The 17,873-nt window shown below is 37.3% G+C and carries 12 protein-coding genes and 7 pseudogenes; 17 read left to right on the top strand and 2 right to left on the bottom strand.

What is annotated here, in order from left to right:
• A pseudogene (locus tag QNH10_RS21325) lies at positions 1–246 on the bottom strand (ABC transporter permease); the annotation flags it as partial.
• A gap of 12 nt (positions 247–258) precedes the next feature.
• Positions 259–1,148, bottom strand: a pseudogene (gene nikC, locus QNH10_RS19575) (nickel transporter permease).
• 181 nt (positions 1,149–1,329) lie between these two features.
• Here nikC and QNH10_RS19570 point away from each other — a divergent pair.
• The 17 genes and pseudogenes from QNH10_RS19570 to QNH10_RS19485 all read left to right on the top strand — a co-directional run bounded on the left by QNH10_RS19570 (position 1,330) and on the right by QNH10_RS19485 (position 17,866).
• Positions 1,330–2,411: pseudogene (locus tag QNH10_RS19570) on the top strand (M24 family metallopeptidase).
• Positions 2,408–3,960, top strand: a pseudogene (locus QNH10_RS19560) (glutathione ABC transporter substrate-binding protein). The pseudogenes QNH10_RS19570 and QNH10_RS19560 overlap by 4 nt, the downstream one beginning before the upstream one ends.
• 713 nt (positions 3,961–4,673) lie before the next feature.
• The gene (locus QNH10_RS19555) at positions 4,674–5,672 is read left to right on the top strand and encodes a LacI family DNA-binding transcriptional regulator (protein ID WP_283732908.1); all 999 of its coding nucleotides are present in this window, start codon (positions 4,674–4,676) and stop codon (positions 5,670–5,672) included.
• 58 nt (positions 5,673–5,730) lie between these two features.
• Positions 5,731–6,501 (top strand): SDR family NAD(P)-dependent oxidoreductase, encoded by a 771-nt coding sequence (locus QNH10_RS19550; RefSeq protein WP_283732907.1) that lies wholly within the window; start codon positions 5,731–5,733, stop codon positions 6,499–6,501.
• A gap of 100 nt (positions 6,502–6,601) precedes the next feature.
• Positions 6,602–7,738, top strand: coding sequence for an iron-containing alcohol dehydrogenase (locus QNH10_RS19545; RefSeq protein ID WP_283732906.1), 1,137 nt, complete (start codon positions 6,602–6,604; stop codon positions 7,736–7,738).
• 15 nt (positions 7,739–7,753) lie between these two features.
• A pseudogene (locus QNH10_RS19540) lies at positions 7,754–9,176 on the top strand (aldehyde dehydrogenase family protein).
• Between the two features lie 361 nt (positions 9,177–9,537).
• Positions 9,538–10,523, top strand: a pseudogene (locus QNH10_RS19535) (2-hydroxyacid dehydrogenase).
• Between the two features lie 148 nt (positions 10,524–10,671).
• The gene (locus QNH10_RS19530) at positions 10,672–11,307 is read left to right on the top strand and encodes an MBL fold metallo-hydrolase (protein ID WP_283732905.1); all 636 of its coding nucleotides are present in this window, start codon (positions 10,672–10,674) and stop codon (positions 11,305–11,307) included.
• A 171-nt stretch (positions 11,308–11,478) separates the two neighbouring features.
• On the top strand, positions 11,479–12,291 hold the full coding sequence (locus QNH10_RS19525; RefSeq protein ID WP_283732904.1) for an SDR family NAD(P)-dependent oxidoreductase: 813 nt from the start codon (positions 11,479–11,481) through the stop codon (positions 12,289–12,291).
• Between the two features lie 111 nt (positions 12,292–12,402).
• Positions 12,403–13,428, top strand: a complete 1,026-nt coding sequence (locus tag QNH10_RS19520; RefSeq protein ID WP_283732903.1) for a TRAP transporter substrate-binding protein — start codon at positions 12,403–12,405, stop codon at positions 13,426–13,428.
• 209 nt (positions 13,429–13,637) lie between these two features.
• Positions 13,638–14,186, top strand: a complete 549-nt coding sequence (locus tag QNH10_RS19515) for a TRAP transporter small permease (protein ID WP_283732902.1) — start codon at positions 13,638–13,640, stop codon at positions 14,184–14,186.
• Positions 14,187–14,208: 22 nt separating this feature from the next.
• Positions 14,209–15,489, top strand: coding sequence for a TRAP transporter large permease (locus QNH10_RS19510; protein WP_283732901.1), 1,281 nt, complete (start codon positions 14,209–14,211; stop codon positions 15,487–15,489).
• A 148-nt stretch (positions 15,490–15,637) separates the two neighbouring features.
• Positions 15,638–16,291 carry an aspartate/glutamate racemase family protein gene (locus QNH10_RS19505; RefSeq protein ID WP_283732900.1) on the top strand — a complete coding sequence of 218 codons (654 nt, stop codon included), beginning with the start codon at positions 15,638–15,640 and terminating at the stop codon, positions 16,289–16,291.
• Between the two features lie 180 nt (positions 16,292–16,471).
• Positions 16,472–16,615: a GntR family transcriptional regulator gene (locus tag QNH10_RS19500; RefSeq protein WP_283732899.1), complete on the top strand. Its 144-nt coding sequence runs from the start codon at positions 16,472–16,474 to the stop codon at positions 16,613–16,615.
• Entirely contained in the window at positions 16,587–16,865 is a 279-nt protein-coding gene (locus QNH10_RS19495; RefSeq protein ID WP_283732898.1) for an FCD domain-containing protein, read from the top strand. Before QNH10_RS19500 ends, QNH10_RS19495 begins: the two co-directional genes overlap by 29 nt.
• A 72-nt stretch (positions 16,866–16,937) precedes the next feature.
• A pseudogene (locus tag QNH10_RS21320) lies at positions 16,938–17,392 on the top strand (NAD(P)-dependent oxidoreductase); the annotation flags it as partial.
• On the top strand, positions 17,372–17,866 hold the full coding sequence (locus QNH10_RS19485; RefSeq protein ID WP_430541133.1) for an NAD(P)-dependent oxidoreductase: 495 nt from the start codon (positions 17,372–17,374) through the stop codon (positions 17,864–17,866). The pseudogene QNH10_RS21320 and the gene QNH10_RS19485, both read left to right, overlap by 21 nt.
• The last annotated feature ends 7 nt before the right edge of the window (positions 17,867–17,873 follow it).

The raw sequence follows: 17,873 nt of genomic DNA, 5'->3' as shown, positions 1-17,873 counted from the left end.
GCGAAGGGAAATGCCCAAATCCCCCTGTACGATCTTGCCAACATAGTCGACGTATTGGACGATGACGGACCGATCCAATCCAAGTTCGCTGCGAATACTATTGATTTTCTCATCACTGGCCCCTTCGCCTGCAATTAAGAGCGCAGGATCACCCGGTACCATTTGCATAATGAGAAATACAACGAGGCTGACGCCCAAAAGTACTGGAATGATTTGGATGAACCTTCTTAAGATAAATATGATCATACAATCCCCTCCTTATCGTTTCATTTTAGGATCCAACACATCTCGTAGGCCATCGCCAAAAATATTGAATGCCAATACGATGATTGCGATTGCCATGCCGGGGTAGAGCGCGAGGTGTGGTGCTGTCATGATGAAATCCCGCCCTTTGCTTAACATTGCCCCCATTCGGGTGAAGGTGGCTGCGCTCCCATTCCTAAAAATGAAAGCCCGGCAACCGAAAGGATAGAGGTAGCTAATCGCAACGTCCCTTGTACGATAATCGGACTGAGAATGTTCGGCAGTATATGTCTAAAAATGATTGTTGAATCATGAGCCCCTAATACTTTTACCGCATCGATGTATTCGCTTTTTTTGATGTCTAGCGTAGAGCCTCTCACAATCCTTGCGAACGTAGGGATGGAAAAGATTCCGACTGCAATAACGACATTAATGAGGTTTGGTCCTAAGGCACTTACGATTGCCAACGCCAACAATAGCCCTGGAAACGCTAATAGAACATCGACAAATCGCATGATGACCGTGTCAATCATTTTGCCGTAGTAACCTGAGATCAGGCCTAAAATAATTCCGAAAAATGCTCCGATAAAAACAGAAAGAAAGCCGACCCCTAACGAAATTCTTGCGCCATAAAGAATTCTGGTGAAAACATCCCGCCCTTTGTCGTCGGTTCCCATGAAATGTTCAAATGAAGGCGGTTTTAGCTTATCTTGAAGCATGACCTCATATGGGTCGTAGGGGGCAATGACTGGCGCAAATAGTGCAATGAGAATGTACAAAAGTACGACGATGCCACCAAATAAAGACATTTTATTGGCGAGCAGTCTTCTTAAAATGGTCGCTCCCTTGTCTGGTTTTATTTTGGCTTCTTTTTCAGTTAACGTTATCCCAATTGGCGATTTCATTTGATCACTCCTTGGCTTTAATTTCGATAAACTTACCTTAACAAAAATCCGATGAATATTTAATTGAATATTGCGAAATGGTAAAAATCCAGTAAACAATGAACAATATTTTATAAACATGCCATCTGATATTTTTCTATAATTGAGGTAGAAATAAGAGAAAAGGGGTTGGTAAAGATGAATGAGCGTCTCTAAATTGACGGATAGGTTGATAGGTAGAGAGTGGCAAGGGGTAATCATTTATTCACCAGAGAACAGATACTACTTTTCAAAGTATCGTGGGACGGCGGGGATGTTAGTTATCCAATCGGGTAGTCAAAAACTGATTACAGATTTTCGCTATGTAGACCAAGCCAAGGCCCAAGCTTCAGACTTTGACGTATTGCAACATCAACAAAACATGGTAGAGCTAGTTTGCGATCAATTTTCACATCTGAAGCGTGGAGTGGTGGGGCTCGAATTTGGCGCTGTACCTGTCGAAATCTATTTGGAGCTGAAAGAAAGGCTCCCGCAAATTGAATTTGTAGATTGCAGTGAAGTTACAAATGCAATTCGTTCGATTAAGGACGAGGAAGAAATCGAAAGTATCGCAAAAGGAATTGAAATTTGCGATCAGGCGTTTGCACATATTTTGACCTTCATCGAACCAGGAAAAACAGAGAAAGAAATCGGGCTTGAGCTTGAATTATTCATGAAAAAAGCGGGGGCGGAAGGAATTAAGGCAAATCACGTGATCGCCTCGGGTCCTCGTGCCAGTTTGCCCCATGGACAGGCAACCGACAGAGTACTCGAAGTAGGGACTTTCTCAAAATGGATTATGGGGCAATCGTTAACGGGTACATTTCGGATTTTACCCGTACAGTTGTATTGGGACCTCCAACTGAAAAGCAACTAAAAATCTATTCGATTGTTAGGAAAGCCCAGGAAGAAAGCTTGAAAATCATTGGTCCAGGCGTAAGATGCTGCGATGTTGACGATGTTGGACGAAGTATCATTGCGGACGCAGGGTACGGTCCTAATTTTGGCCATAGTTTAGGGCATTCATTAGGCTTATTTATCCATGAAAGTCCGGCCCTACGCTTAACCGATCAAACGATTTTACAACCGGGCATGGTCATTACAGTAGAACCAGGAATTTATATTCCGGGCTGGGGTGGCGTGCGTATTGAAGATCTACTCGTCATTACGGAAGATGGGTATCGAAATTTAACAACTTCCACTAAAGATTTGCAAATTATCAATGTAAGGGAGGAAGTTCATTGAAAAAGAATAGTTTGCTTGTCATAATTATCGGGCTTGTATTGGTGTTAAGCGCATGTATGAGTGGAAATGCGGGTGACACAGGCAAAAGCGAAGGCGGCGGAAAGTCCAGCGAAACAAAGGATCTGATTGTCGCGACTTTATCGGACGCAACGAAGTTAGACCCACATTTGGGGACGGACATCCCTTCAGCAAATATTTACCATGGAAGAATCTATGAAGGACTTGTCTATCAAGATAAAAACATGGAAATTCAGCCATTGTTAGCAACATCATGGGAGAAACTTGACGATTTAACTTGGGAATTTACACTTAGGGAAAATGTTAAATTCCATGATGGCACAGATTTTACTGCAGAAGCTGTAAAACGAACGATTGAACGTGTATTAGATGAAAAGACAGCATCCGCACGCGCAAATCTTTTTGAAATGATTACGGAAGTTAAAGTGATTAACGACCATAAAGTACAGTTAATAACTGAATATCCGTATGCTCCATTGTTGGCGAACCTATCGCATTACGCTTCAGGAATTATCAGTCCAACTGCAATTGACTCAGGAAAAGAAATCGCGCAAAATCCAGTTGGTACAGGACCATACAAATTGGCAAACTGGAAAATCGGACAAGAGATTAAGTTAGAACAATTCGATAAGTACTGGGGCAAACAATCGGGACTAAAAACAATTACATTTAAAGTGATTCCGGAAGATTCAACGCGAGTGGCAATGGTTGAAACGGGGAGGCCCACATTGCAGACCCGGTTCCAGTGACAGAAGTTGACCGTATCACGAATAGCGATTCGATGAAGTTAGTTCGAAGTGACTCATTAGGCAATGACTATATCGGATTCAACTTAAATAAGGAACCATTCAACAATGTCAAAGTGAGACAGGCAATCAGCTACGCCATCGACACGGAATCAATCATTTCAGGCGTCTATAATAACGTCGGCACATTGGCCACCTCAACAATGGGACCAGCCATTTGGGGATTCAATGACAAGCTGAAAGGCTATTCATACGACCTTGAAAAAGCAAAAGCATTGATGGCCGAAGCAGGCTATAAAGATGGATTCAAAACAACAATCTGGACAAACGACAACAAAGCAAGAATGGACGTCGCAGAAGTCGTCCAGTCCCAACTGAAAGGGCTTGGCATAGACCTTGAGATTAAAGTTGTGGAATGGGGCGCCTACCTCGAAGGCACTGGAAAAGGGGAACACGACATGTTCATCTTAGGCTGGTCCAACATGACCGGCGACGCGGATTACAACCAATACTTCCTGTTCCATTCCGCTGCCCATGGCAATACAGGGAACCGCGCATTTTACAGCAACCCTAAGGTCGATGATCTGATCAACAAAGGACGCCAAGAAACAGATCCTGAAAAACGCCTCGCCATTTACGCAGAAGCACAAGAAATAGAAATGAACGACGCACCGATGATTTTCTTTAGGAATAGTGAATATATCTCAGCAATCGGGAAAAATGTTCAAGGATTCTGGATCCATCCGTCGGGTGTTTATATGTTGGATGATGTGACGGTGAAGTGAGTAAATAAAGTCGAATGAAAACAGCGATTTATTTCCTTTTTAAGAGGGAATGGGTCGCTGTTTTGCTAAAAATAGTCATAGGTATGAACCGGCAAAACGACATAAATATTAGCTTCAATTCCACCGTTGATAGGATGGAAATAATAAAAAAAGTGATGTTCGTTTGCTTTATGCCCCTAATTCAATTGATCCATAGGCTTTTTTTATTTCTGCCTCCCAATAATTTTTATTAACACATTTAAAAATGAAAGATTATAGAATTATCCCACTAAGATTGCTAAATGCTGAACGCACATGTACAATAAACAACAAATACGTGCTATTACTATCCATATAAGAAAGGGGGTTCCCAAGATAAAGTAACAAAAGCGTAATAAATCGTTAAACACAGGTGCAATCGGCTTCGTGCTATAATTGGAATCCTTTTTATTTAATTCCTGTATTTGGGATGAATACATAGTAAATAATTCAGAAGTTGTCGCATTAAATGTTGTAGAAGGGCCGCTGGGCGTGGGATATGTCATAAGGGAAAATTAGGAGGTAGCAATAATCTTCAAACAGCGAACCTATTCATTTGAAGATTTTTTATACAAATATTATTGAAATCGTTTTCAATGTGAGAGATAATAAAGTGGAAATCAGGAGCTATTATATTATTTTTTTTACAAAAATAATTGAAATCGTTTTCAAAGAAGGAGGAATATATCCAACAAATGAAAAATAAAGTGACAATCAAGGACGTAGCGAAGTATGCAGGGGTTTCGCCTTCAACTGTTTCACGGGTCCTTAATAATTATCTCCATATTAAGCCAGACAAAAGACAAAAGGTAGAAGAAGCAATTAAGGAACTTAATTTTGAGCCTAATGAGATTGCCAGAAGTTTGATAACAAACAAATCAAAGACAATTGGCTTAGTAGTTGACGATATTTCAAATCCCTTTTTCTCAGAAACTTCCAAGGTAATCATATTGAAAGCTAGGCAATTAGGTTATGAAATTCTTATCTATGACACTAGTGGAGAAGAAGACTTAAAGAAAACGTTGAAGTTTTTATTGAGTAGAAATTTATCAGGTATCATTGTTGGTTCAGTGAGTAGGTACGATCAGAACTTTGAGGAATTAGTAGGTGAGAGTATTCCAGTAGTGTATTTTAATCGAAAACCAGAGAAATCAAATTTTTTCTCTGTCACGATGGATAATAAAAAAGGTTCTAAAATGACCATTAGTCACCTAATTCAAAAGGGTCATTCCAGGATAGCATTTATTGGAGGACCATTTGAATACTCTACTTATTACGATCGCTACTTAGGATATTATGAATCTATAAACGAATTCGGTCTAACCATCGATGAAGAATTGATCTTAAAAGGAAAACCCACAAATGATTATATCCAAAATTTTGTAACAAGAATTCTTAGTAAACCAGATAGACCGACAGCAATTGTTGCTTCAACGGATCAGATTGCTATTACAGTTTTAGATGCTATCGAAAAGAATAATTTCAGGGTTCCAAATGATGTTGCTGTAATAGGTTTCGATAATATCCAGGTTTCTAGTAATCCCTATATTGGATTAACAACAATCTCTCAGCAGAAAAGTAAAATGGCGGAATTAGCATTGAATACATTGATACTTTTGATTGAAAAGAATCTAAAAGAGACTCCTGAAGATGTGGTAATATCGCCCAAGTTGATCACTAGAAAAACAACCTAACAAACTGGTTTATTAGTTTTTGTGAAATGAGTAAACAAGAAAGAAAGGAAAGTGGAGAATGGAATTTCTTACAGAACTATTTGGATTAAATGGTAAAGTTGCCATTGTCACTGGTTCGAGTAGAGGTATAGGTAAAGAGGTAGCCATATCTTTAGCTAAAGCTGGAGCAGACATAGCTTTGATTGCTAGAAATGAAGAGGATTTAAATGAAGTTGCTCGTGAAATCGAGAAACATGGAAGAAAAGCACTCAGTGTTCCAATGGACTTACTAAATATTAATGAGATGGAAGATAAAATAAAAAAAATCCATACGCATTTCGGGAAAATCGATATATTAGTAAATAATGCTGGTATTAATATTCCTAAACCTGCTTTAGAAGTAACGGAGGAAGACTGGGATAAAGTATTAGACATTAATCTGAAAAGTGTTTTCTTTCTATGTAAAACAGTAGCTAAATATATGATTCCAAATAATGAGGGTAAAATCATCAATATGTCTTCGCAGATGGCCTTTGTCGGTTATTATAAACGAGCTGCTTATAGTTCCAGTAAAGGTGGATTATTACAACTTACTAAAAGTTTAGCAATCGAATGGTCAAAATATAATATCAATGTGAATTCGATTGCACCGACATTTATAGAGACTCCAATGACAAAACCGATGTTTGAAGACAAGGCGTTCCTAGAAGAAGTTTTAAACAGAATTCCACTGGGGAGATTAGGGAAAATAGAAGATTTATTCGGAGCTGTAATTTATCTATCTTCATCGTCTTCTGATATGGTAACAGGTCATACAGTAATGGTTGATGGTGGATGGACAGTTTGGTAATCCAAAATTAGATTAATAGGAGTGATGACAATGATAGGAGCATTAAATTATAAAACAGTAGCAAAAACTCACGATTTTAGAATGCCTGAAAATGTAAAAATTGGTCGCAATTCTTTTTTTTTCGATTCATGAAGATATTAGAAATCTAAATCCTACCAAAATTATTTTTGTAAGTGATAAGGGTTTAAAGAATGCTGGAGTAGTTGAAGAGGTTATTAATGAGTTAAGTATTCATAATATCCCAATTGAAGAATTCACAAATATTGTTGGTGAACCAGATTTTGAAATTGTTCAAGAAGCCATTGATTTCATACAGAAACATCATGGTGATCTTGTGATTGGACTAGGTGGTGGCAGTGCATTAGATGTCGCCAAAGCCTCTGCAGCATTAGTTAATAAGGAGCCTATTATTGTTGAGAAGATCTTAGCTGGAGAAGCGGTTCCTGAAGCAAAAGGGGTAACCTGTATTTTAGTTCCTACGACTTCAGGTACAGGGTCAGAAGTTACCATGAATGCCATATTTGGGGACCATAAAAATGATGTAAAAAGGGGGATTGTAAGTCCATATTATTTGCCTGATATTGCAATTATAGACCCGGTACTAACTGTAAGTTGTCCGCCAATGGTAAGTGCTGCATCGGGAGTAGATGCCTTTACACATGCCATTGAATCTTATGTTTCTAAGAAAGCTACTCCTTTAACGAAAATGTATGCTGAAGCTGCGATGAAACGATTCTCCAAAAATATTTCTAAAGTTGTTTTTAATGGAAGTGACCTAGATGCAAGAGAGGAAATGAGTTGGGTTAGTTTCTTAGCGGGAGTATCGCTTGCTAATGCAGGGGTTGGTGCAGTTCATGCTTTGGCTTATCCACTTGGTGGAAAGTATAACATTGCTCATGGAGTAGCAAATGCATTGTTGCTACCTTATGTATTTAACGTAACAGGAAAAACATGTATCGATGAAATGGTACAAATTGCAGACTTCTTACATTTAGGAGACTTTAGAGATGAGCCACATCAAGCGCAAAATGCCGTTGTTGATTATCTGTACGGGTTATTAGAAGCTTTAAATCTACCAAAAAGCTTAAAAGAATTACATGTGGTTGAAGATGATCTTAGGAATCTAGCAATTGAAGCATCGAAAGTGAGTCGTTTACTGGACAATACACCGTTTAAATTAAACATGGAGTCTATTCATGAGATTTACCAAAATGCTTATGATGGAACATTAAACTAAGGGAGGATGAAATAGATGAAAAAAAAGCTATATATTGGTGGCAACTGGGTGGAGACAAGTGAATATTATGAGTTGCGCTCCCCTTATAGTCAAGAAGTTATCGCTGAAGTACCATTAGCAGACAAGACTCACGTGGAAGAGGCTATTCGTGCTGCGAGTGAAAATGTACATGTGATGAGAACTATGCCTGCCCATGAAAGAGCTGATATCCTATTACGAGTAGCCACTCTATTAGAAGAGAATCTTGAGGAAGCTGTTAGAATACTAGTGTTTAGAAAATGCCAAGCCTATTAAAGCTGCAAGGGCAGAAATTGGTAGAACAGTACAGACATATCGATTTGCTTCAGAAGAGGCCAAGAGACTATATGGAGAAACTATTCCAATGGATGCGGCTATCGGTTCTGAAGAAAAATTTGGATTTACCGTTAGAGAACCATTAGGGGTTATTGCAGCAATTACGCCATTTAATTTTCCTTATAATTTAGCTGCACATAAACTTGGTCCTGCCATTGCAGCAGGGAATACAATTGTTTTAAAACCAGCTAGTCAAACACCATTAAGCTCTTTGTTTATTGCTGAGTTATTCGAAAAAGCTGGATTACCGAAGGGTGTACTTAATGTCATTACAGGTAGTGGGGCAGTTATAGGGGATTTACTAGTAACAGATGAAAGAGTTAAGATGGTAACCTTTACAGGTAGTTTAGAAGTCGGACAGAGAATTAAGAAATTAGCAGGATTAAAACGGGTTACATTAGAATTAGGTTCCAATTCACCCGTTATTATTGATAAAGTTCAAGATTTAGATAGAGCGGTCAACAAATGTGTTATGGGATCATTTGCTTATTCTGGACAAGTATGTATCTCTGTTCAACGAATTTATGTTCATGAAGATATATACGATGCCTTCTTAGAAAAGTTTACCCAAGTAGCACAAACATTGAAAATCGGAGATCCGTTAAATGAAGGCACAGATATTTCAGCTTTAATTCATCCAAATGAAATTACAAGAATACAGGAATGGATTGAAGAAGCAGAAAGTGAAGGAGCAACAAAGGTTTTGGGTGGCGATTTATTCAATGAAACTATACTCTCGCCTACTATTTTAACAAATGTACCCCATCATGTATCTTTATGTACATTAGAGGCATTTGCTCCAGTTGTGTTTGTTAATAAATTTAAAGATATTGATGAGGCGATTAAAGATGCAAACAACTCCCAATACGGGCTACAGGCTGGTATTTTTACAGATTCTATCCAAACGGCACTAAAAGCAGTAAAAGAAATTGAATCCGGTGGTATTAATGTAAATGATGTACCTACTTTTAGAGTGGATCATATGCCATATGGCGGTGTGAAAAATAGTGGTACAGGTAAAGAAGGTATAAAATATTCTACGGAAGAAATGACGGAGATAAAATTTATTTCATTCTCATCTTAAAAGTAAGAATAATAGACTGCTAAACAACCTTTTATTGGTGATAGAAATCTAAAAATTTAAAACATCAGTTGACTTAATAATTCATATGATGTATATTCTGGGTATCAAAATATTCCATTTAGGTAATATAATTTCAACATTTAATATTTACTAAATGCAGTATCACAAAGAAATGCCCTTTGGATTTACAAGTAATTATTGAAGTAATATAACTTCTGTACTCTGTTACTTATTTTTTTTACCAGGATTGAAATCGATTTCAAAGGGCGATTAGTTTAGAGGGTATATGCAGTAGGTAACCTTACTCTCTTTTTTTACAAGACTTGAAAACGCTTACTATCTAAGGGGTTAGGAGGGAACTATGAAAAAAAAGGTTATTTTATATAGAGCAATAGCAGATGATCTTTTACAAATCTTAAAAGAACAATTTGAAGTGAAGTATCATTTGTTTGCTTCTGAAATGACCCCTGAGTTTTATAAGGATTTAGAAAGTGCAGAGGGGTTAATAGGTAACAAGTTAAGTATAGACCGTACTTTACTAAAAAAAGCACCGAATTTAAAAATAGTAACTAACATTTCGGCGGGGTATGACAATTTAGATTTAAATGCCCTTGCTGAACGTGGGATTATGGCAACAAATACACCTGATGTATTAACAGATACGGTTGCCGATACTATGTTTGGATTAATATTATCTACAGCTAGACGAATTCCTGAGCTACATAATTATGTAAGGTCTGGACAATGGAATGAGAAAAATATTGGTGAAGAATTATTTGGAGTAGATGTTCATCACAAAACCTTGGGGATTATTGGAATGGGAAGAATCGGGACAGCGGTAGCTGAAATTGCCCACTATGGATTTAAAATGGATATACTTTACAATAATCGTTCAAACAATGCTTTTGCTGATGAAAAACTACACGCAAAAAATGTATCACTAAATCATCTTCTTGGAGAATCTGATTTTGTATAGTATTGGTACCACTATCTGATTCAACCTATAAACTTATTGGAGAGTCGGAATTTAACTTAATGAAAAAATCAGCAATATTTATCAATGGCTCCCGTGGTGAGGTAGTAGATGAACAAGCATTAATTTCTTCATTAAAAAACAAAGAAATTTTAGCGGCAGGGCTTGATGTCTATGAGAAAGAGCCAATTTCAAAAGACAGTCCCCTATTAAGTTTAGACAATGTTGTTACACTCCCTCACGTCGGCTCAGCAACTAGGGATACAAGATATCAAATGGCGAAGCTGGCAGTGAAAAATTTGATCATGGGGTTGAATGGGGAGGTTCCACCATCACTAATAAATCGTGAAGTACTTACACACCAAGGGAAATAAAATATATTTGGTGCTCATCTTCTATTGAGTATATTGAAAACGATTTCAATAAAATTGAGTTGATCCTACGTAACATTGGTGTGTATCGAAAATGGAAGTTTGTTGCTACATGAGAATTATTAATACTAAAGTGAAAGTAGGGATAATATTGTTTGAGTACGACATATTTGTCCAAGGGTTTCCTGGTAAGTCCCCAACCCATGGAGGACTTGGTTGGAGTTCGATAGCCCTGTTGTCCCAGAATGACCAAAATATCATTATTGATGTTGGTAGTTTTGGTGTCAGGAAACTTCTATTTCAAAAACTTCATGAAAAAGGATTAACGCCAAATGACATAACGATGGTTTTGTTGACCCATACTCATTGGGATCATAGTGTGAACTGGAATTTGTTCCCTAATGCCACTATTGTTGTGGGTGAAGTGGATATGAATTGGGCATTAAACGAACCAACCGGACATTCAGATGTGCCAGAACTATATATTAAGGAATTAGATCGTTCTCCGCAAAAAAGGTTAGTTGGCCATTTAGAAGAAATTGTTCCAGGAATTGTTGCTCATCAAACGAAGGGCCATACACCGGGGCATTTAGCTTACAGTGTAGACAATGGTGATTTCGATATAATTTTCAGTGGGGATGCAGCAAAAAATAGGGCAGAACTTTTATCCCGCAATGTAGATATGACATTAAGTCTATCAGATAGCCTGGATTCCATTGATTATTTATGGAATTTATGGAGAAGAAGAAAGACAACATCATGGTACCTGGGCACGATATTCCTATGAAACTTGTTGATGGGAAGCCAGTATATCTTCAAAAAAGAGAAGCTGAATTGCAATGTTGGTTTTCTGATAATCTGGAAGATCTCACCGACGTCAAATTGGTAGATTAATAGACTTTAAATAAAAACCTAACCAAACACATTAATTACAGAAGAAAATGGAGTGTGAATTCAATTGAGTAACAGACAAAAGCAACGGGTTATCGTAACAGGTGGCTCAAAGGGACTTGGACGGGGTATTTCACTAGCTTTCGCTAAGTCAGGTGCCTCAGTAGTCATTGCTGATGTAGACTCGGATGCCGGTGAGAGATGCGCGAGAGAGATCAACGACTTAGGAGGAAATGCACTCTTCGTATATACCGATGTGTCGTCTATTGATGATGTGAAAAATCTATTTGAGCAATCTCATCAGTTCCATGGTGGCGTTGATGTACTAGTTAACAATGCGGGCATCGCCCACGGGCCTAATTCGGAACGACACTTTCTTAAAACGGACTATGTAATGTGGGATAACCTTATGAAAGTGCATCTCTATGGCCTTTACTACTGCAGTCAGGAGGCTGCCAAATCCATGGTTCGCCAAGGCGATGGAGGAGTAATTATTAATATGAGTTCAGGAGGGGCAACAAAAGCTCATCGAAACCGCGTAGCTTATGATGCAACAAAGGGTGCGATTGAGGCTGCTACTCGAGCAATGGCACTTGACCTTGCTCCACGAAAAATCCGTGTTAATGCTGTGATGCCAGGAGCTATGGAAGTTGAAAGCCGTACTTCTGTCGGGGAAGAAACATCTCCTGCAGATGTAATCCCACTAGGGAGGTTAGGGACCCCACAAGATGTAGGTCAAGCTGTTCATTTCTTGGCTTCACCAGAAGCTTCCTATATTACAGGGCATGTACTAGTTGTTGACGGGGGGCTTACCTCACAACTTCGACCACCAAAAATGGATGCGAATGTTGAAGTACACTTTGATGAGGTTGAACTATAGGCGCTTGAATAAATCCAATAAACTTGGATCCAAGGGACAGTAATACGATAAGACGCTAAGTTAACTTTTTTTAAAAAAATTATATGAAACTACTAATAAGGGGTGCAAGACATGTTAAATAAAAAAATACTATTTTTATTAATTTCAATACTTACTTTAGGAGTAATTCTTGCTGGTTGTGGAGACACAAAAGCTTCAAAGTCTTCTGACGGAGATAAAGTTATCGAATTCAATGCAGGTCATACGCTATCACCAGGTAGTGCTAGAGATGAAATATTACACAAATTTAAAGAGGCATTAGAAGAAAAATCTGACGGTAAAATGACAATCAATATTTTCCCTCAATCACAACTAGGTGGGGAAGTACAAATGCAAGAAGCTGCGCAATCCGGAAATCAGGACATTGTTTTTACATCATCATCAACTCTTGCAAATCTTGCACCGGAATTTGGAATTATTGATTTACCATTTCTATTTGACAGTTTGGATGAAGCAAATCAAGTATTAAGATCTGATGCGGGAACTCAACTGTTAGAATTGCTTCCTGAAAAAGGTCTAATTGGATTAGGATATTCCGAAACTGTAGATAGAAACGTCTTTGCAAATAAACCTATTCATACAGCAAAAGATTTAGCTGGGCTTAAGATTCGTATTATTGAGGCTCCGGGTTATGTTGAAACATATAAGGCAGTAAAGGCCCAGCCAACACCAATGGCTTACTCTGAATTGTATACTTCTTTACAGCAAGGAGTGATTGATGGAGGAGATACTTCTGCTGACCAATTTGTAATGGATAAGTTCATGGAAGTATCTGATTACTTCAGTCTAACTCAAATGAACTATATTGCTATTGTTGCTATCATGTCAAAAGATGTTTGGGATGGATTAACTCCCGAGCAACAAACTATCGTTCAGGAAGCTTTTAATGAAGCTTCAGATTTTGCACCGGAAGAATTTAAGAGACAGAGAGCACAATACTTAGAAGAAATGAAAGCAAAAGGTATAGAAGTTGTAGAGCCAGATTTAGATTCGTTAAAAGAAGCAACGAAAGGCGTACAATCGAAAATTATAGGAAGCATTCCGAATGGACAAAAATTGTTTGATACCTTCCAAAAGGAAAAGGAAAATTTAAAATAACCTACTAATAATTAATGGTAAGGTTGTAAAATTATGTGGAATCTCGGTTGGTATCGGGATTCCATATTGTTTCCATTAGTTATCTACTAAATAAATAAGACTATATTGTCTATAGCTCGGATTATATAGATTCATGAAAGTGATAACTTTTTGACGAAATATCAATGATTCAAATTGGGTTTTGAAAATTTGAATAAGGAGGTAAAAATATGTTTTTTTTAAAGTGGATAGACAGAATAAATAAGTTTTTTGAAGTGTTAGTAGCAATAGCATTTTTACTGATGACTGTTTTTATAGCTTTACAGGTAATAGTACGATTTGTTTTTACAAGTTTTGATCTTAATATTTCTGTACCTTGGACAGAAGAACTCTCAAGATACCTTATGATATGGGCTGTTTTTCTTGGAGGGGCTTTAGCCATGCGTAGAGATAGTATGATTCAAGTGGATCCTTTTGTAAATGCACTTCCTGGGGCTATAGGAAAAACAATAAAAGTTGTTTCCTTACTATTGACCGCTTCCTTCTTTATGTTTTTATTTATCTTAGGCTATCAATATGTCATACAAGGAATGGGGCAGATGTCTCCTGTTATGAGAATTCCTATGGCGGTAACCTATTTAGCAATTCCAGTCGGATCATTTGTAATGATACTGAATATAATTGCTTTATTCATTGAAGCCCATGTAACTAAAAAAGACATTCGCTATTTGTCTACTGTTGACGAAGAAAAATATTTAGATGATATAAAAGAAAATTAAGCGTTAGTAGGAGGCTTCAAAGATGATAGTATACTTATTTATTTTTATGGGTGTATTAATTTTAATTAGTGCCCCGATTGCTGTGGCTCTTGGATTTTCATCCTTGCTTGTTTTAGAAATAGGAGGAGTGCCTCTAGGAATCGTTGTCCAAAGAGCATTTTCAGGTATAAATAGCTTTTCTCTAATGGCCGTTCCATTCTTTATTTTAGCAGGAAATATTATGCAAGGAGGAGGTATAGCCAAGCGATTAATGAGTTTTGCTAATGTACTTGTTGGGTGGTTTAAGGGCGGGATCGCAGCTGCCACTGTATTAGGTACCATGTTTTTTTCTACCATGTCTGGATCATCAGCAGCTACTACAGCAGCAATTGGTTCGATAACTATACCTAATATGACCAAAAAAGGATACCCCAAACCATTTGCGGCTGCGGTAATAGCATCCTCGGGGGAACTTGGTGTTATTCTACCACCATCGCTTGCCCTGATTATGTATGGCCTAGCAGCTAACGTGTCCATTGGGGATTTGTTTTTAGCTGGAATTCTCCCTGGCATCTTTGTTGCTTTATCGATGCTAGCGACTGTCATTATTGTGGTTAAAAGAAAAGGATATGATGAAGGTGAAGGTATAGCCAAGGGACAATGGTTGAGACAAGCATGGCTTACCTTTAAGAGTGCGATATGGACTCTTATCATGCCTTTAATTATTCTTGGGGGAATTTATTCCGGTTATTTCACACCTACAGAGGCAGCAGTAGTGGCTGTTGTTTACGGTATTTTTATTGGTTTTGTCGTACACAAAGAGTTAACGTTCAAAAAATTAATGAATATTTTTGCTGAGTCCGCTATTACATCGGGAATTATATTATTAATTGTAGCGTTTTCTACCGTTTTTGGACATATTTTGACTATTAATCGCGTGCCCCATATGATAGCTGATTTTATGTTAAACATCACTGAGAGTGCTATTGTATTCCTGATTATTGTGAATATCATGATACTCATCACTGGTATGTTTATGGAAGCGCTTGCGGCTATTATTATTTTGGCTCCTATTTTAGTTCCAGTTGCTATGCAATTTGGGGTTGACCCGGTTCATTTCGGTATTATTATGACTGTGAACTTTGCTATTGGGATGATTACCCCTCCATTAGCAGTTAATCTGTTCGTTGCCTGTCAGATTGCTAGAATACGGTTAGCGGAAATCATACCGCCTGTATTGATCTTTTTATTTGTTTTACTTGTTGACCTTGTAATAATCACATACGTACCTGCTATGTCTACTTGGATTCCTTCACTTCAGTGATAACCATGCTTAATACATGATTGATATCGATAAGGAAGGAATATTCTCAAAGAAAACAAGTGGAGTAAAAGTATAGATTCTATGTTTTTCATTTTTTGGGAAATAAGTTTATCTACTTTTCTATTAAGTTATATAAGGAGAGAACAAATTGAAAATTGGTATTATCCATGCAACATGTAATGCGGTGCCACCATTAAATGATGCTTTTAAAGAACTGGCTCCTGATGTAACCGTTCTCAATTTTGTTGATGAACATCTTCAATACTATGCCAATCAAATCAAAGGTATTGATGATAAAATATTTCGAGATTTTGTCAATATGGCTACTACGGCACAAGAAGCAAATGTTGATGCCATTATTGTAGCATGTACTGTTTTAACACCTGTTGTTGATACTGTTAAGCCATTCATAAAGGTTCCGATATTAGCGGTGGATGGGCCTATGTTAGAAAAAGCTGTTAAAGACTATAAGAAGATAGGTGTTGTTGCAACGAATGCACCATCTGGTCCAGCTACAAAAGCCCAATTGGAAAAAATAGCCAAAGAATTCGGTAAGGAAATTGAGGTAGAGACAGAAATAAATACAGAGGCAATGACAAAACTGAAAGCTGGGAATGTAGAAGAACATAATCGTTTGAATGCTCTTGCAGCAGAGCAATTAAAAAATAGAGGCTGTGAGGTCATCGTTCTAGCGCAAATTACACAGGCATCTGCAAAAGAGCAAACAGAAAAAATAGGACTTCCTGTTTTAACTAGTCCGAACGAAGCCGTAAAAACAATCTTAGAGTTAACAACTATTTAATAGATGAAGTCGAAAAAATAATTTCATTATACTAACCCAAAAAACTATTCCATTTATGGAGATAACGAATACTTAAAATAATGTGTATCAGTGGTCAGGTGTATCTCGTAGATATACTTGACCCAATAAGTACAAATTCATCAGATGAATTTGTAAGGTACCATATTATGGAGGAATTTAATGTCTAAGATTCAATACCACGAGCTTTTAGAAATAATGGAAAATAAGATTAAAAGTGAAGAATGGAAAATTGGCTCTAGGCTACCAACCATGAATGAATTAGCTGCAAAATACGATGTGGCAAATTGTAGAGGCAACACATAATGAATATGCCTTAATAGTATATGACAATTTACAAATAGAATTAAAAAGAATGCGTGCTTATACGAGACGCCCAGACATGATTGAAAAGGCAGTTCATTACCATGAAATGATAGCGAATGCAATTGCCAATAGAGATTCTCATAATGCAAAAATGCTAATGGAGTCTCATCTTCAAAATAATAGTGAACTAGCAATGTATGAATGGCTGTATTGTCTACTAGTAAGCAAGATTGAAATATTACTGGATTAAAGCTATAGAGGTAATAACATAGTTAAATAGTGTACTAAAAAAATATATAAATGGTAATTAAAATAAAAAGATATGTCTAACAAGGAGAGATTGATAATGAAGGTAAGCTATATTGGATTAGGTGTAATGGGTGCAGGGATGGCATTAAATCTTGGGAATGGTGAAGCAGAAGGACTCTATGAGTTTCTTGCGTGTGATGCAAATGAAGCCTCTCTAGAACAGTTCAAAGAAAGAGGGCTGAAAACATCAACAATATTGTAGATACAACAGACAGTGATTATATCTTCTTATGTCTACCAAACTTAGAAATCGTAAAATCGGTTGTTTTAGGAGAAAATGGACTACTTAACCATTTGAAGCCAGGTCAAACAATTGTTGACTTCAGTACGATTAGTTATTTAGGTGCGGTAGAAATTGCAGAAGCATGTAAGTCAGAGGGAATTGAATTCCTGGATTGCCCTATTTCTGGTCAACAAGCAAAAGCTTTAGATGGAACACTAAGCATTATGTGTGGTGGTAATGAAGAAGTATTCCATACGATAAAGCCTATGCTGGATCGAATGGGCACCCAAGTTCTTTATATGGGTGAAAATGGGGCTGGACAGTTAACGAAAATGATTAATAACTGTGCATTAAATATTTGTGTTGCAAGCTTTAGTGAACTATTACCAGTTGGTGTGAAACTTGGATTAGATGCAGAAAAATTAGGTGATGTATTAATGACAGCTACTGGATCAAGCTTTGCATCGAAAACATTAATTCCTAAAGTATTAGAAGGAAACTTTGAACATGGATTTTCACTAGGTAGAGCGTACAAAGATATGGAAAGTATGTATGAAGTATTAATTAAATCTGAGATTCCACTACCAACATTAAATGGAACCATGCAATCCTACCAATTAGCACTACAAAGTGGACATCGTGATGATTATAAGCAAGGAATGATCAAATTCTATGAAGACATGCTTGATGTTAAAGTTCGTAAAGAAGGATTTAAATAAACAAAAC

Source organism: Sporosarcina thermotolerans (assembly GCF_030067815.1).
In the GTDB taxonomy this organism is placed as follows: Bacteria; Bacillota; Bacilli; order Bacillales_A; family Planococcaceae; genus Sporosarcina; species Sporosarcina thermotolerans.
The sequence above is the reverse complement of the archived record's forward strand: the minus strand, read 5'-3'. Positions and strand labels throughout refer to the sequence as shown.

Bases quoted from the DNA above. Each gene is read 5' to 3' on its own strand.
- QNH10_RS19550 (WP_283732907.1), top strand. From the start codon at position 5,731: ATGGAATTTCTTACAGAACTATTTGGATTAAATGGTAAAGTTGCCATT.
- QNH10_RS19555 (WP_283732908.1), top strand. From the start codon at position 4,674: ATGAAAAATAAAGTGACAATCAAGGACGTAGCGAAGTATGCAGGGGTT.
- QNH10_RS19520 (WP_283732903.1), top strand. From the start codon at position 12,403: ATGTTAAATAAAAAAATACTATTTTTATTAATTTCAATACTTACTTTA.
- QNH10_RS19485 (WP_430541133.1), top strand. From the start codon at position 17,372: ATGTGTGGTGGTAATGAAGAAGTATTCCATACGATAAAGCCTATGCTG.
- QNH10_RS19510 (WP_283732901.1), top strand. From the start codon at position 14,209: ATGATAGTATACTTATTTATTTTTATGGGTGTATTAATTTTAATTAGT.
- QNH10_RS19515 (WP_283732902.1), top strand. From the start codon at position 13,638: ATGTTTTTTTTAAAGTGGATAGACAGAATAAATAAGTTTTTTGAAGTG.
- QNH10_RS19495 (WP_283732898.1), top strand. From the start codon at position 16,587: ATGTGGCAAATTGTAGAGGCAACACATAATGAATATGCCTTAATAGTA.
- QNH10_RS19500 (WP_283732899.1), top strand. From the start codon at position 16,472: ATGTCTAAGATTCAATACCACGAGCTTTTAGAAATAATGGAAAATAAG.